The 16,668-nt window shown below is 26.7% G+C and carries 16 protein-coding genes; 13 read left to right on the plus strand and 3 right to left on the minus strand.

The genetic code is table 11. The features are described from left to right. Window positions 1-309 precede the first annotated feature (309 nt). Complete coding sequence (locus WAO56_RS11470; RefSeq protein WP_422144575.1) at window positions 310-750, plus strand: hypothetical protein; 441 nt, start codon at window positions 310-312, stop codon at window positions 748-750. A 42-nt stretch (window positions 751-792) separates the two neighbouring features. Here the strand turns inward: WAO56_RS11470 and WAO56_RS11475 are convergent, their stop codons facing one another. Beyond that, window positions 793-1,353, minus strand: coding sequence for a chromate transporter (locus WAO56_RS11475; protein WP_422144576.1), 561 nt, complete (start codon window positions 1,351-1,353; stop codon window positions 793-795). Further along, window positions 1,343-1,921, minus strand: a complete 579-nt coding sequence (locus tag WAO56_RS11480) for a chromate transporter (RefSeq protein WP_422144577.1) — start codon at window positions 1,919-1,921, stop codon at window positions 1,343-1,345. The genes WAO56_RS11475 and WAO56_RS11480 overlap by 11 nt, the downstream gene beginning before the upstream one ends. Window positions 1,922-2,029: 108 nt before the next feature. Here WAO56_RS11480 and WAO56_RS11485 point away from each other — a divergent pair, with 108 nt between their 5' ends. The 5 genes from WAO56_RS11485 (at window position 2,030) to WAO56_RS11505 (ending at window position 8,764) form a co-directional block, all read left to right on the plus strand. Beyond that, window positions 2,030-2,899: a LysR family transcriptional regulator gene (locus WAO56_RS11485; protein WP_422144578.1), complete on the plus strand. Its 870-nt coding sequence runs from the start codon at window positions 2,030-2,032 to the stop codon at window positions 2,897-2,899. 341 nt (window positions 2,900-3,240) lie between these two features. Then, the gene (abc-f, locus tag WAO56_RS11490; RefSeq protein WP_422144579.1) at window positions 3,241-5,124 is read left to right on the plus strand and encodes a ribosomal protection-like ABC-F family protein; all 1,884 of its coding nucleotides are present in this window, start codon (window positions 3,241-3,243) and stop codon (window positions 5,122-5,124) included. Window positions 5,125-5,263: 139 nt separating this feature from the next. After that, window positions 5,264-7,009: a sensor histidine kinase gene (locus WAO56_RS11495; protein WP_422144580.1), complete on the plus strand. Its 1,746-nt coding sequence runs from the start codon at window positions 5,264-5,266 to the stop codon at window positions 7,007-7,009. Next, a complete protein-coding gene (locus tag WAO56_RS11500) occupies window positions 6,990-7,721 on the plus strand; it encodes a response regulator transcription factor (protein WP_422144581.1) in 732 nt (243 codons plus the stop codon). Before WAO56_RS11495 ends, WAO56_RS11500 begins: the two co-directional genes overlap by 20 nt. Window positions 7,722-7,753: 32 nt before the next feature. Then, entirely contained in the window at window positions 7,754-8,764 is a 1,011-nt protein-coding gene (locus tag WAO56_RS11505) for a BMP family protein (RefSeq protein ID WP_422144582.1), read from the plus strand. A 57-nt stretch (window positions 8,765-8,821) separates the two neighbouring features. Here WAO56_RS11505 and WAO56_RS11510 read toward each other — a convergent pair whose 3' ends face one another. Further along, window positions 8,822-9,253 (minus strand): Lrp/AsnC family transcriptional regulator, encoded by a 432-nt coding sequence (locus tag WAO56_RS11510; protein ID WP_422144583.1) that lies wholly within the window; start codon window positions 9,251-9,253, stop codon window positions 8,822-8,824. A 159-nt stretch (window positions 9,254-9,412) separates the two neighbouring features. On the opposite strand from WAO56_RS11510, the gene kynU reads away from it, so the two are divergent. From kynU to WAO56_RS11545, 7 genes are all read left to right on the plus strand, one after another. After that, a complete protein-coding gene (gene kynU, locus WAO56_RS11515; RefSeq protein ID WP_422144584.1) occupies window positions 9,413-10,696 on the plus strand; it encodes a kynureninase in 1,284 nt (427 codons plus the stop codon). A 151-nt stretch (window positions 10,697-10,847) separates the two neighbouring features. Continuing rightward, complete coding sequence (locus WAO56_RS11520) at window positions 10,848-12,059, plus strand: KamA family radical SAM protein (RefSeq protein WP_422144585.1); 1,212 nt, start codon at window positions 10,848-10,850, stop codon at window positions 12,057-12,059. Window positions 12,060-12,197: 138 nt separating this feature from the next. Beyond that, entirely contained in the window at window positions 12,198-12,707 is a 510-nt protein-coding gene (locus tag WAO56_RS11525; protein ID WP_422144586.1) for a GNAT family N-acetyltransferase, read from the plus strand. A gap of 45 nt (window positions 12,708-12,752) precedes the next feature. Next, on the plus strand, window positions 12,753-13,595 hold the full coding sequence (locus tag WAO56_RS11530; protein ID WP_422144587.1) for a pirin family protein: 843 nt from the start codon (window positions 12,753-12,755) through the stop codon (window positions 13,593-13,595). A 118-nt stretch (window positions 13,596-13,713) separates the two neighbouring features. Continuing rightward, window positions 13,714-14,880, plus strand: a complete 1,167-nt coding sequence (locus WAO56_RS11535) for a YncE family protein (protein ID WP_422144588.1) — start codon at window positions 13,714-13,716, stop codon at window positions 14,878-14,880. Continuing rightward, window positions 14,873-15,679 (plus strand): hypothetical protein, encoded by an 807-nt coding sequence (locus WAO56_RS11540; RefSeq protein ID WP_422144589.1) that lies wholly within the window; start codon window positions 14,873-14,875, stop codon window positions 15,677-15,679. The genes WAO56_RS11535 and WAO56_RS11540 overlap by 8 nt, the downstream gene beginning before the upstream one ends. Window positions 15,680-16,003: 324 nt before the next feature. Further along, complete coding sequence (locus WAO56_RS11545) at window positions 16,004-16,510, plus strand: YcxB family protein (RefSeq protein WP_422144590.1); 507 nt, start codon at window positions 16,004-16,006, stop codon at window positions 16,508-16,510. Window positions 16,511-16,668: the final 158 nt, after the last annotated feature.

Here is a 16,668-nt window from a genome sequence, read left to right on the forward strand (position 1 = left end):
TTATACCCTGAAGGGTACACGAATCAAACTACACTACTAGGTGAAAAATAGATTTAATAATATCGAATCGTGACATATATAGATTTGTGCTAGGTATAGGTTTTTTATTTTATGTGTTACATTTAATTTTACAATCTATCTTATCTAAATAAACACGTATCAAGTAAATTCAATTATAAACTAGTAGAGCAGATAAAAAAAATAGTTAGAAAGAGTAAAAACAACTATGGAAATAGAAACATTAAGAAATAATTGTTATTAAAATATAAATATGCTAATATTAACTAGAATTAAAAAAAGGAGAAGTATATGAAAAAAATAAAAAAAGCAAAAATACTTATTTTATTATTTGCAGTATTCATGACTTTAGTAGCCTGTAGTTCAAAAGGTGGAAAAGTTGTTTATGTTAGAGAACAAAACGGCGAAGAAAATATTATTACTATTGAATATGACGGAAAAGAAAATGTACAAAAAATCATTTCAGAATCTGAAGGCGAATATGGTGGTTCAGAACTGGAAAAACAAATGATGGAAGCTATGAAATCTGGACTTGATAAAATTAAAGGCGCCGAATTTAATGTAGAATATAAAGATAAGACGGTAAAGGCGACTTTTACTATTGATATGCCAACATTTTTAAAGGAAAATGAGGATTCGGAATATAAGGCTTTAGTAGATGAGGATGGAAATGTTCCATTAAAAACAGTAAAAGAAAATTACGAAAACTTAGGTTATAAAGAAAAGGAATAAAACTATAAAAAAACTATAATTCTAAATAGAATTATAGTTTTTTTATGCATATACAAACAAGCCTGCAAATCCGGTTATAATCATCATAATTATAGGGTTTATCTTAAATTTTCTTATTATAAATAAGGAACTTATTGCAATTAAAACTGCTATAATATCGATATTTTTAATAGATGAAATAGCTCTAAAATCGGAGTTATTAAAAAATGCCAATAAAAGCATAGTAAAACCGGCAGACATTATTAATCCTAAAGATGATGCCTTTAGGCTATTTAATACTTGAAAAACATATTGTGAACTTTTATATTTAGCAAAAAAGTTATATAAAATAATGGAAATAATAATTCCACCTATAATTGAGCCAAAGGTAGCTACAATTGCGCCAAGTGGACCTGAAATTTGCATTCCTACAAAAGTGGAACTGTTAACAACTAAAGGGCCTGGTGTCATCTGGGATATTGTAATAATATCCGTAAAAGTTTTTTCTGTAATCCAGTGTTGTTGGTTTACAACTTGTTCTTGTATTAAAGGCATAATAGCGTATCCGCCGCCAATACTGAAAGAACCTATTTTAAAGAATATAAGAAATAATTTAAAAATCATTAACTTTTTCCCCCTTTTTCATCTTAAAAAACAAGGTAAAGAAGCTAATAAGACAGCTTGAAACCAAAACTAAAATTACATTAATATTAAAAAATGCTGAAGCTATAAAAGACAATGGAGCCAGAATTTTTAATAGGGTAGAGTTTTCCTTAATAATAGACTTATACATATCGATTACTAAATCTATTATTAAAGCAATTACACAGGCTTGCATTCCCCTAAGTACAGCATTTATATATATATTATTTGAAAAAGCTACATACCATTTTGAAATTAATCCTAAAATTACCACAGGAGGAATAATACAACTAACAAGGGTTATTATTATTCCGGGAATTCCAGCAACCTTTTTACCTGCTAAAATACTTAAATTTACAGCAATAGAGCCGGGAGATGATTGAGCTATAGCAGCCATTTCCATTAGTTCATCTTCAGATATTAAATTTTTGTTTTCTACAAAATACTTTTTAACCATTGGAACTACTACATACCCACCTCCAAAGGTAAAGGAGCTTATAAATAGGTTTACATATAGAAGCCAGAAATAAAGTTTTAATTTGTTTTTCATAATATCACTCTCCAAGTATGTGATTTCTATTATAAATATTGTTTTATCATTTGTGAAATGATATTATACTAGTAATAATATGAATATAATTCATGACAAGGAGGAATTATGGATTTAAAACAATGTATCATTTTTAGGGAAGTATCGGAAACTGAAAACTTTACACAAGCGGCTAATAATTTGTATATAACTCAGTCAGCAGTTTCCCATTCTATGAAAAAATTAGAAGAAGAAGCAGGAACAAAATTATTTGAAAGATTACATAAATCTGTAAAGTTGACAAAAACTGGAGAAATATTTTTAGAGGAAATACTACCTATACTAGAAAGCATAGAAAGACTAGAGTCTAGAATGAAAATATTAGAGCAGGATACGCCTTTACATATAGCCTGTTGTATAACTTTTTCTCAAAAAAAACTACCGGAATTAATTAAAAAATTTAAGGAGCTATCACCTAAAACAAAAGTAATTGTAAAAATACAAAAAGCAGAGTCTTCGTTAGAGCTATTAAAACAGGGAAAAGTTGATTTAGCATTTATAGAGGGCAATATACTAGTTGATAAATTTGAAGTAAAACAAATATCATCTTATAAGTTAATAGCCATTAGTTCAAATAATTACTATAAGGAAGATAAAATTTCAATAGAAGAATTACTTAAAAAGGATTTATTATTAAGGGAGAAAGGAAGCTCTGTTAGAGATGAATTTGATGCGGCCCTTTCTTTAAAAGGCTACAAGGCAAATCCCGTATGGGAATCTGTAAATACAAATTCATTAGTAGAGGGGGTAAAAAATGATTTAGGAATATCTATTTTACCTAAAATTTTACTTTCAAATGAATTGGAAAAAGGCTCCATTAAGGAAATAGAAATAGAGGATTTTGAAATATTTAACAATATAAGTCTTGTTTTAAATAAAAGCAAATATAAGACAGATTCACTAAATAAATTTTTAAAACTAATAGACTTATATGCATAACTTGGAAAAGTCTATTTGAAATTGCTTTTAATTTTTTCTTTTGATATACTTATCTTATTAAGGAAAGGTGAAAAATGGAGACTTTAGTTAATCTTAATTACGACAAATTATCTCAATTAATTATAATTACACAGTATGTAGAAACAGTTAAGGGGATAGGTGTGTCTAAAATTAAATTTAACTAACTAAAGTAAAATGATTTACCAATAATAATTTATAGAAATAAATTAGCCTAGGTATATTTTACTTAGGCTTTTAATATGTATAAAAATATGTCTAGGCCTAAGTGTATTTTACTTAGGCTTTTTTGTATATATTTTTAAATAAAAAGGAGAAATAATATGATAGAAATATCTTTAAATAATATAGAAAAAAACTTTGGAATAGAAAATATTTTAAAAGATTTAAACTTACAGATTAATAAAGGAGAAAAAATAGGAATTGTAGGAGAAAATGGCTCAGGAAAAACTACTATATTTAAAATAATAACTGGACTTGAAAGCCTTGACAAGGGAAGAATTTTTATTAGTAAAAATAGTAAAATAGGATATTTAGAGCAAGTACCTAACTATTCATCAGATAGAACCGCTAGGGATATTTTAAATTTAGCTTTTAAAGAAGAACATGAAAAAAGAGAAGAACTTAGAATACTGGAAAACAAAATGAAGGATTTACAAGGGGAGGAGTTAGAAAAGATTCTTAAAATATATGGAAAATTACAAGAGGAATTTGAATTAATTGGTGGCTATGATATAGAAGAAAAGTTAAGTAAAATTACAGTTGGTCTTGGAATTAATGAAAATATTATAAATTCAAAATTCAATACTCTAAGTGGTGGAGAAAAAACTACAGTACTACTTGGAAAAATATTATTAGAATCTCCCGATATTTTATTATTAGATGAGCCGACAAATCATCTGGATATGGAGTCAATAGATTGGCTGGAAAATTATATTTCTAACTACAATGGAACTGTTATTACAATATCCCATGACAGATATTTTCTTGATAGGGTTGTTTCAAAAATAGTAGAAATATCCAATAAAAAAGCTAATATATTCTTTGGAAACTATACTTATTATTTAAAGGAGAAAGAAAGACTTTTTGAAGAGGAATTAAAGAAATTTGAAAATCAACAAAAGGAAATAAAATCTATGGAAGAATCCATAAAAAGAATGAAGGAATGGGCTGCTAGGGGAGACAATGAAAATATGTTTCGTAGGGCCTTTAGTATGGAAAAAAGACTTAATAAAATGGAAGTTTTAGACAAACCTTTAAAGGAAAGTAATATGAAATTGAATTTTGAAATTAAGGGTAGGTCTGGAAATGAAGTTTTAAATATTAAGGATGTTTCTAAAAGTTATGGTAAGAAGATTCTTTTCCAAGACCTTAATATGAATATTAAATTTAAAGACAAGGTGTCTATAATAGGAAAAAATGGCACTGGTAAAACTACTATAATTAAAATGATTTTAGGGAAGGAAAAACAGGACAAGGGAGAAATAAAAATAGGGTCTAATGTTAAAATAGGTTACTTAGAACAAAACATTACATTTAAAGATGAAAATAAAAACATTCTAGACACCTTTAGATATGATTTCTTATTTTCAGAAGAAGAAGCTAGAGGAATTTTAGCTAAATTCTTATTTTTTGGCGAAGATGTTTTTAAAAGAGTTAAGGACCTTTCCGGAGGAGAAAGAGCTAGACTTAGGCTTTGTCAATTAATGCATAAGGAAATAAATACATTAATATTAGATGAGCCGACAAATCATTTAGATATTTTAAGTCGGGAAATGTTAGAGGAAACCTTAATGGAATTTAAAGGAACTTTAATTTTTATTTCCCATGACAGATACTTTATAAATAAACTTGCCAATACAATTTATGAACTTTCAGATAAAAGATTTAATAAATTTTTAGGAAATTACGATTATTATATTGAGAAAAAGACAGAAGAAAAAACAAGAGAAGAAAATATTGAAATTAAAGAAAAGAAAGCGTTGCTTAAAAATAATAGAAATATAAAAAAGAAAAAGAATCCTATAAAGATAAAATTAATAGAAGATGAAATTTCTATATTAGATGAGAAAATAGAAAAAATAGAAGAAGAAATGGAAATATTTGCAGCGGATTTTGTTAAACTAAATGAGTTATTAAAGGAAAAGGGTACTATTGAAGAAAAACTTAGTGAATTAATGGAGGAATGGATGAAATTAAATGAGTAGTAGGTAAGTTAGTGGATAAATACTGAAAATAAATTTTTTGTATTTGTATAAATATTAAATTTAGCATGTTTTTTAATTTTAGTATACTATAATTATAATTAGAAGTTATTATTTTTAATAAAACGAAGGATAAGATAAAATGAAATTTAGAACTAAGTTTTTTATTATATTTATTGTTTCAATTTTAATTCAAGGAACTGCAATAGGTTATTTTTCCTATTATTATGCAAGAAATATTGCCTCTAAAAGCAGGAAACAGAATATTTCAAATATGGTAAATTTAATAGATATAAATATTAATTCTAAAATTAAATATATAGATACTATTATAAATGATATTAATAAGGTAGATATTAAAGAAACATTATTGAATGATGGGGGTAGAAGAGGCATAGATAATAATATGTCAGACTTATTAGATAGTTTAAATCTTATACTTGGAAATATAAATAGTCTTATTCTAGTTGATAATGAAGACATGTATTATAAAAATATTAAATTTGATAGTATTAGTAAATTTTATGCTAAACATTTTCAAAATCAGGAAATTCTTAAAAAATCGATGGAAAATCCTGGTAAATTATATTGGTCAGGTATTAATAGAGCTTTTGTATCATATACAAATAGAGTTGAAAATGTAGTTTTAATGAGTTATGGATTGGGTGATAATATAAGTTTGGGAATCGAAATAAGTTCAGAGGGTTTTGAAGATTTAATTCCATTAGCTCAAGATATTTTTAAAGATCAGTATGTTTTTATTTTGGACAAAAATAACAATATTATTGCAAGTAATAAAGTGATAAAATCTGAATGGATTGAATATTTAAATGAAACAAATATTGATAATGGTGAAATGGATATTAAATTAAATGATGAAAAATATTATTTCAGAAATCAATATAACGGCGTAACAGGTTGGAGAACCTTTGCATTAATATCTAACAATAGAATATTTTATAATAATACTATGCTTAGAGATTTTATAATTTATTTTGTAGTTTTATCAATTTTGGTTTTTTCAATTATGGCGTACTTAGTATCTTATGGATTAACTAAGCCTTTAGAAAAATTAACTTTAGCTATGAGAAATGCTGAAAAAGATAAGTACAAGGTTCAAATAAAAAATTCTAAAAAGGACGAAATAGGGATTTTAACAGATTCATTTAACGAATTAATACAAAAGATTAATATACTAGTAAATGAAGTGTATTTAAGCAAGATTACACAAAAAAATGCTGAAATTGAAGCATTACAGTCTCAAATTAACCCTCATTTTCTTTATAATACTTTAGATTCGATTAATTGGATGCTTTTAGAAAAGGAAGAATATGAAATTAGTAATATAATTATTTCTTTAGGGGATATTCTAAAATACAGCATGGATATAAATAATGGTTTTGTTCCACTTTCTGATGAAATTAATAATATTGAAAACTATCTGTTAATTCAAAAAAACAGATTTGAAGATAAGCTACAATTCTCTATAGACATTCCTAATGAAATGTTAGGAGAAAAAGTACCAAAATTAATTTTACAACCAATTGTAGAAAATTCTATAATTCATGGTGTAGATAGTGAGCAATATGATATAGCTATTAATATTACAATAGATGCTTATTTTGTTGACGAGAATATAAATATTGAAATAGTAGATAATGGTGTGGGGATAGATGCTAAGAAGGTTAAAAAACTAAATGAATATTTAGAAAAAGATACCGATGATTTAAACAGTATTGGTTTAAAAAATGTTAATAGAAGAATTAAATTATATTTTGGAGAGGATTTTGGAATAAAAATATACAGCAAAAGAAATGTAGGGACTAAAGTTGTTATTACAATTCCAAGGGAAGGGGAATCTGTTACAAATGAATATAATAATAATTGATGATGAACCTAAAGTTAGAAATGGTTTAATTAAGATTTTAAAAAATAAGTACAAGGAAGAAGTAAATTTAAATTCATTTTCAAATGGTATTGAAGCATTAGAATATTTGAAAACAAATCCTGCAGATATAATTATTACAGACATAAAAATGCCAAGAATGAATGGACTTGAAATGGTTGAAAAATTGCGAAATGAAAATTATGATGCTGAAATAATTATTTTAAGTGGATATAGCTATTTTCAATATGCACAAAAGGCAATAGAGCTGAAAGTTAGAAAATATTTAACAAAACCAACTAATACAAAAGAATTATTTGAAACAATAGATACTATTAAAGAAGAGTTGAATTTTATTATAGAAGAGGAGAATTCAGTAATTGAAGAAAATCCTTCAAATTTAATAGTGTCTAAAGCTATAGAGTTCATAGAAAGTAATTTTGAAAAAAAACTTAGTTTAAAAGATATAGCAGAGGAGCTATATGTATCCCCTAATTATTTAAGTAGATTATTTAAAAAAGAAATGAATATAAATCTTTTTGATTATATACAAGCATATAGATTGGAAAAATCAAAAGAATTATTAGATGATATTTCCTTAAAAGTCTTTGAAATAGCGAAAATTGTAGGTTATAGTGACACAAAGTATTTTAGTGGTATTTTTAAAAAAACTTTTGGATGTACGCCATTAGAATATAGGAATAGAAAGAAATAAAATATGATTTGTATATATAAATAGGGGTAATTATGAGAAAAAAGATTTTTTTATTAATATTAATAATATTAATTGTAAACTCAGGATGTTCTATGCCATTAAAAACTAATACAGATATTAACGAAATAAAAAAAATTAATAAAAAAATTGTGTTGTTACTACCAGGTCCTATAAATGATGATGGATGGAGTGCTAATAATTATTCTGGTTTGAGAATAGCAAGTAATAATTTAGGGATAAAGGTAGAATATGTGGAGAATATTGCTATTGAAGATTATGAAAAAACAATAAAAGAATACGGAGAAAAAGAGTATGATTTAATTTTATTGGCAGGTAATCAGTTTGAAGAAACTGTTTCAGAACTAGCACCAAGTTTTCCCAAAAGTATATTTTGTGTAATAAATGGGAAAAATGATAAGGGTAATAATTTATCTCCTGTGTTACCTAAAGAATATGAAGCTAGTTATTTAGCATCAGTCATTGCAGGTAATATTACAAAAACAGGAAAATTAGGTGTTATAGGAGATTATCCAGAAGAATCAATAGAAAAATCTTTAGATATATTTGAAAAAAATAGTATACGAATAGCAGAAAATAGAAATATAAAGGGGATTTCTATAAGAGCATATACAAATAGCTGGATAGACAGACAACTAGGAAAATTAATTGCTAGTCAGTTAATAGAAGAAGGTGTAGATGTCCTATTTGTTGATTCTCATGATGCAGATTTAGGAGTTATTGAAATTGCAAAAGAAAAAGGTGTAAAAGTCATAGGGTTTGTAAATGATAGGACTAAAATTGATTCAGAAACTGTTGTAGCTTCTGTAGTTTATGATTTTGATGCATTATATAAATGGGTGCTAGGTGCGTATTTAAATGAAAGACTGGAGGTTAGTAAAGTTAATACAATAGGTGTTTCTGAAGGGGTTTTTAAAATTATTTGTACAGAAAACATACCAAAATCACTAGAAAAAATTTTATCTAGTGAAGTGGATAGAATTAAAAATAAAGAAATAAACTTTGATAAATTATACGAGAAGTAGTTAACTAACACCTGTAAATACAGGTGTTAGTTTTATATTAGTATACTTGGTTATCTATTATAATAGATTATTGTTTTTTATTTCGTCTAAAATCAAATAGGTTTCAGCTTCACCGTATTTTTTTAATTCAAGTAAAATTTTTTCAAGTTCATCAAGATTTTTACAGTAGCCCTTTAGAAAGTAGTTATATTTGCCGGTTAATGAATATATTTTGCTTATATTAGAAAAATTCTTTAAGCTTTTTGAAAAAACATCGTAATGAATTTTCAAATCCTTTAAGGCAATAAAAAAAGGTAGGGAAAAGCCTGATTTTTTAAAATCAATATTAATGGTATATCCCTTAATAATATTATTATCTTCTAATTTTTCAATTCTTTGTTTTACTGATGGCTGTGACATATTTACCTCTTGGGAAATTTGTCTAATAGGCAAACGACTATTTTTTTCTAATAATTTTAATATTTTTATATCTGTAAGATCTAAATTCATAAATTACTCCTAAGTATAATAAGTAAATTTTATCATATTAAATAAAATATTAAATAAACTTTTATTTTAAAAGGAAATAGGCGATTTAACTAATATTATATATGTATTTATTTTTTATAAACTAATAGAATTAGAATAAGAAGAAATAGGAGGTATAGAATGGATTATAATTTTAAAGATGGATTGGATTTTGCTAAAGAATTAGATGAAAAAGATGATTTAAAAGAATATAGAAATCATTTTTATTTAAAAGAAGATGAAATTTACATGGATGGAAATTCCTTGGGTTTAGCTTCAAAAGAAGGGGAGAAATCACTACTTAAAATACTTGATATTTGGAAAGAGGAGGCTATTAAAATTTGGAATATAGAAGATGGGAAATACCATCAATATTCTAGACATCTAGCAAAAAAAATGGCTCCTTTAGTAGGTGCTAAGGATAATGAAGTTGTTATTACAGGTAGTACTACTTCCAATATTCATCAAGCTATAAGTACTTTTTATAAACCGACAAAGGAAAAATATAAAATATTAGTTGATGATTTAAATTTTGCTTCGGATAGATATGCAGTAGACAGTCAAATTAGAATTCACGGTTTAGAAGTGGAGGACGCTGTAAAAGTTGTAAAATCTGAAGATGGAAAATATATTGATGAAGATAAAATTATAGAGGCAATGACAGAGGATGTTTCTTTAATATTATTACCAACTATATTATATAGGTCATCACAAATATTGGATATGAAAAGATTAACAGAAGAAGCACATAAACGAAATATTATTATAGGCTTTGACCTTTGTCATGCTATAGGGGCAATTGAAATAGATTTTTCAGATATAAAACCGGATTTTGCAGTATGGTGTACCTATAAGTATCTATCAGGTGGTCCAGGTTCTATTGCAGGTTTATATATAAACGAAAAACATTTTAAGAAATTGCCGGGAATGGCTGGTTGGTATGGAAATAAGTTGGAAACACAATTCCAATTAAAACATGAATTTGATCATGAAGAAGACGCTAGTGGATGGCAAATAGGTACTCCTTCCTTGTTTTCTATGGCACCATTAGATGGAGTTTTAGATATTTTTAAGGAAGTAGGTATGAAAAGGATCAGGGAAAAATCTTTAAAACTTACAGCATATTTTATGTACCTAGTAGATAATAAATTAGGTAAGTATGGATATAAAATAGACAATCCTCGTGACAATGAGAAAAGGGGAGGACATATTTGTTTAACCCATAACAAGGCCTATCAAATAAGTATTGCCTTAAGGGATTTAGGGGTAATCCCGGACTTTAGAGAACCAAATGTAATAAGGATAGCTCCTATTGCCCTATACAATACATTTGAAGAGCTTTATAGGGTAGTGGAAATATTGGAAAAAATAGCTCTGGAAAAAACTTATGAAAATTATAGCGAAATTAGAAAAACGGTAATATAGAATGGCTATAGTAAGAAAAAAAGCTTTTAAATATAGTGTGAAAATGTTTATGTTATAATATTATTGTGATTAGTTATAGATATTATAAACAAAACTATAGGACTTGTTTATTAAGGAAGTTGTAATTACTACTAGAAAGGGGAATACAACTATGGACTATAGGAAACATTTAAAAAGCACTATTAATGACTATTTAGAAATTAAAGATAGTATTAAAACAGGACTTGAAAGAAAAGAAGAAATAGAAAAAAATAGGAAGATAATTTTAGAAAAACTTAAGGGAACAGAAGAAGATTGGAAAGATTATAGGTGGCAATTAAAAAACAGAATAGATACTGCAGAGAAATTAAAAAATATATTTCCACTTACAGATGAAGAAATTAAAGAAGTGGATAAGGTAGCAAATACTTATAGGTTTGCTATATCGCCTTATTATCTTTCTCTTATTGATACTGAAGATTTTAAAGATCCAATAAAATTACAAGCTATACCATCAGGTAAGGAATTAATTGGTCATGGTGATTTAGACCCTATGGATGAAAAGGGAACAACACCAGTAGAGGGAATAACAAGAAGGTATCCTGACAGACTAATTGTAAAGGTAACTAATCAATGTGGTATGTATTGTAGATTTTGTCAAAGAAGAAGGTTAATAGGAGAAACCGATCACCATATAGACAGAAAAACATTAGAAGAAGATATTGAATATATTAGAAATAATGAAGAAATAAGGGATATTCTTTTAACTGGTGGCGACGCTTTTATGTTGTCAGATAGTACAATAGAATGGCTTTTACAGGAATTACGCTCTATTCCCCATGTTGAAATCATACGTTTTGGAACAAGAACACCTGTTACTTTACCACAAAGAGTAACGGATAATCTAGTTAATATATTGAAAAAATATCATCCGGTTTATGTAAATACGCATTTTAATTCACCTGCTGAAATAACTGAAGAATCTAAAGAGGCTTGTGAAAAACTGGCTAATGCAGGAATTCCTTTAGGAAATCAAATGGTTTTATTAAATAATGTTAATAATGACCCTATGGTTGTAAGAAAATTAAACCAAGCACTTTTAACTATTAGGGTAAAACCCTACTATATATTCCATACTAAACCGGTAAAAGGTACAGAACATTTTTGGTGTAGAGTAGAAGAAGGTTTAGAAATTATGGAATCTTTAAGAGGAAGAACATCAGGTATGGCAATTCCTAGCTATATTGTAAATGGTCCAGGTGGACTGGGGAAAACTCCGGTGTTACCAAATTATTTACAATATATAGGTAGAGATAAGGCCTATTTTAGAAACTGGAATGGAGTTCCTTTTGAAATAGAAAATAAATTTGATGATATTGAATGATTATATATGTTGTAAGTATAAAACTATATTATTCTAGGAAATAAATAATAAAAATAACCTAAGTAATTTTATTTAGGTTATTTTTTATATTAATCTTAAATATTATTTAAGATTTCATTACTTAATAAAGAGGTAAATATGAATTATGTTGAAATTTCAGATGAATTTGTTATTAAAAAATTAAACATTAACCATATTTCTGAAATTTATGAACTTTGTAAAACCAATCCTAAATATTATGAATATTCTAAGGAAGATTTGACTAGGGAATTTATTTTAAAGGATTTAAAGGCACTACCTAAAGGTAAAAGTTATGATGCTAAATACTATTTAGGATTTTATAAAAACAATGATTTACTTGCAGTATTGGATTTAATAGAAAAATATCCGAATTCTAAAACTGTTTTTATAGGTTTTTTCATGGTTAATAAAAAATATCAGGGTAAAAAGATAGGAAGTAAAATCATTAAGGATTTAATAAATTTTCTAGTTAAAGAAGATTTTATGAAAATCAAATTAGGTGTAATTGAAGAAAATATTGAAGCTATAAAATTTTGGGAAAATATAGGATTTATATATGAAAATAAAAAAATAGAAGATGAAAAATATAATATAATGATTTATGAAATGGAAATTAATACTAGATAGTGATATTTTTTCGAAATTTGGGTATATAGTAGCGGAGGTGATAAAATGAAAAAAAGAGAAGTTGTAGATACAGTAAAGGGTTTTAGAACTCAAGATGGAGCAGGAGTTAGTTTAGTAAGGGTTTTAGGTCATAGCACAGTAGGAGATTTTGATCCATTTTTAATGTTAGACTCTTTCGATTCAGAAAATCCTGATGATTATATTGCAGGTTTTCCAACTCATCCACATAGAGGAATAGAAACGGTAACTTATTTAGTTAATGGTGAAATGGACCATAAGGATACTTTAGGAAATGAAGGTAAGATTTTATCGGGAGATGCACAATGGATGACTGCTGGTAGCGGAATTTTACATTCAGAAATGCCTAAACCTACAGATAGACTATTAGGTTTACAATTATGGATTAATCTTCCAAAAGATGATAAAATGACAACTCCTAAGTATTTTGATATAAAAGGCAAGGATATGCCTACTAAGGATTATGGCGACTATACAGTTAAGGTTATATCAGGAGAATTTGATGATTTAAAAGGTGCAACACCACACCATCTTCAAGCAACTCTATATGATATAGCTTTAAAAAATGGTAAAAAAATAGAAATACCAACAAAAGCAAATGAAAAGGTGTTTATATTTACCTTACTTGGAGAATGTAAAATAGATGGTAAGAAATATGATGAAAAAACAGCTATTTTATTTAACCAAGGGGATTCTATTGAAGTAGAAGGCGCTTCAGATGATTTAAGATTTACATTTTATTCTGCTCCAATGTTAGATGAAGATGTAGCTTGGGGTGGTCCAATTGTTATGAATACCCGTGAAGAATTAAATCAAGCTTTTATAGAATTAGAAGAAGGAACTTTTATTAAGGAAAATCCTGAAGAATAATTTATTAATATTAAGAAATATTAAAGGATTGATAGAAGTAGGGTAAAGTATAGGGCACTAATATTGAAAATATTTCAGGTCAATATTAGTGCTTATATTTATTTAAGGGAGAAGTATATTGAGAAATAAGTTAAAAAAGGAAAGTATATTTATTTTACTAGCAACTTTTATTTTAACATTAATATTTTTATTGGTGTTTGGCTGGGGAGAAGCAAATATTGAAATATATACATACGAACCAAAAACGAATTTAGTGGAAACAAATTCTGACCCTGTATATTCGGAAGAAATATTTGCAAAAACCTTGCAGGAATACCCAGAGGTAAATGATTTGACCTTATTTGAGGATATTGTTAATAATGACAAAGCTACTATAGATTATAGTGATATTCCTGTTATGCCAGGTTTAAAAGCAACTAAAACATTAAATAATTTAAGCAAAACAGCAGAAATGTGTACTTCTATGACTCCTCAAGGTGTTACTATTGCAGAAGATTATTTAATAACTTCAGCATATGATAGTCATAGTGTCCATAATTCTGTTTTATATGTACAGGATATAAATACAAATGAATTAATAAAGACAATAGTCTTAAAGGGTAAACCACATGTTGGTGGGGTAGCCTATAATTATAAATCAAAGGAGCTTTGGGTTTGTGGAAGAAGAAAGAACAAGGCGGAAATTTTTTCCATAAAATTAGAGGATATTGAGAAATATGATTTTAACAAGGAAAACAAACCAATTAAATATAATCAAAGGGTATTATTAAATAATATTAGTAGGGCTTCCTATATAACGTATTTTGAAGATGCCTTATATGTTGGATTTTTTAATCCCTTAGGAAAGGGTAATGTTAAACAGTATATGTTAAATGAAAAGGGAGAAGTTGAGGGGCAGTATTCTTTTGAAAATTTAATAGATAAGTTTAATATATTAGCAGATGCAATTTCCAGTGAAGATACCTTAGAAAAAGTTCAAGGTATAGCATTTTTTGAAGATTATAGTATTTTAGCCCAATCCTATGGACCAGGGGAATCTAAACTATATATTTTTAATAAGGATTTAAATAAAAGTATCTACCATAGTTCAGACGCTATAGCGGAATTTACCATGCCTTCTCATTTAGAACAAATTTATGAAAATGATGGATATTTGTACATGGTTTTTGAATCGGCAGCAAATAAATATCGTGAATCCAGTAAAAATAAAATTGACAGAATTATTTCAATAGATTTAGAAGGATTTATTAGATTAGTTTTAGAGGAGGAAGTTAACAATGAATAAGAACATAAGTAAAAAACCTATAGACTGGCCTTATCTTTTTTGTGAAACTAATAATAGATTAACTATTAACGAATGGATAAAGTTTTTTTCTGTAGTTTGGTTAACCTATCTTCTACTTAATACTATAAATCCTATTACTAAAATAATAGCAAAGGCAGAAGCGAATTTGTTGTTTGAGTCTGGAATTATTGATATTGTTATTATATTGTTAACAGGTGTAATATACTTGTTTCTAATATTATTAGGCCTAGTTTGGGCAAGTGGTTTTAATGGATTAAAGGGCTTATTTGCAAAACCTAGACTAAGGAATATTTGGTATATTATAGCATATGGAATTTTATTTATAATTTTTACGAATTTAGGAAATATACTTTCGGAATTTATTCCTTATAGCTTTGAAATAGATATAACAAATACCTTGGAGGCGGCTCAGCTTGAAAGTACAGCCTTGTTTATTATAACTTCCGTTTATTATTTTTTTATATACTTTGCCCATCAAATAATAAATGTAATGATATTTTTAGCTATGTATCAGCTAATAGGTAATTTTTTACAAAAGCATAGAGGGGTATTGATGTTTTTTACCTATATATGCTCAAGTGTAATAGCTGGAGCCTTAACTACAACGCCGGTAAATGGATTTTTACTTCAAAATATAATTGTAGGTGGACTAGGTCAAATCCCCCTATATTGGGCATATAGAAGATCAAGGAATGTTTTAATACCGACAATCGCTATTTTTATAGGCAATAGTATTACGAGTATTTTTACCTTAAGAATGGTATTTTTATTACAGTAATTAAGTAACAAATTTTAAAATACACTATTTAGGTTAGAAAATTACCTTAAATAGTGTATTTTGTTTATTAAAAAAACTATAGGGTAAAATTAATATAATTATTTTAAATAAATAAGTTCTTAAATTGATTTATTTATTTTAATAAAACAAAAAGAAGATTATTCTAAATATATATCGGTGCTTGTTTATATATGGTAAAATACCCTACAAAAAGGCTAGACTTTAAAATGCTTTTATTTAAATTTAAGACAGATATTATATTTTACTTAAGCTAAAAAATAAAGTTAGAATAATTATAAAACAAAGGAGATTGAAGAAATTATTATGAGTGACCAAGTATTATTTGAAAACAAGTATGATTTTGATGATAAATTATTAAAAGCATATGTAAAGACAATAACTAAAGGTTCTAGAATATCAGCATTATTTATAACTGTTGTCAGTGCAATATTTTCAGTTATGGAATATAAAAATAATAGTAAGACATTTAGTATTATTTTAGCTGGGATAGCAGTTATAGGACTTTTAATTTTTATTTTAGCCATACCTAAAACTTTGAAGCAAGTAAGAAATCAGAGAAATATACTTTCTAAAAAAATTATACAAATTACTTTTAATCATATGAATGTTTTTGAAAATGGAAATGAAAGAAAAATAAAATTCGGAGAAATAGTTGCTATATTACAGGACAATGAAAATATGTATCTTATGTTAGATAAAACTGAAGGTATAGTAATAAATAAATCGGGTTTTACAAAGGGAACCTTTGAAGAATTTAAAAATTTCATAGATAAGAAATTCGTTAGACAACAGCCGATGAGCGGTGGCTGAGGCCTATGTCGTTAAACAGTTTGTTTAAAATAAAGGCTCTTTGTCAAATAGTGTTGGTATACAATAAAATAACAAATTACTTTTATATCAGGCAGCTATATAGCTGCCTGATAATTATTTTTTGGTTTCATCAAATTTTTAATTACAAGAATCCTATT

Source organism: Miniphocaeibacter sp. (genome assembly GCF_049276255.1).
Lineage (GTDB): Bacteria > Bacillota > Clostridia > Tissierellales > Peptoniphilaceae > Miniphocaeibacter.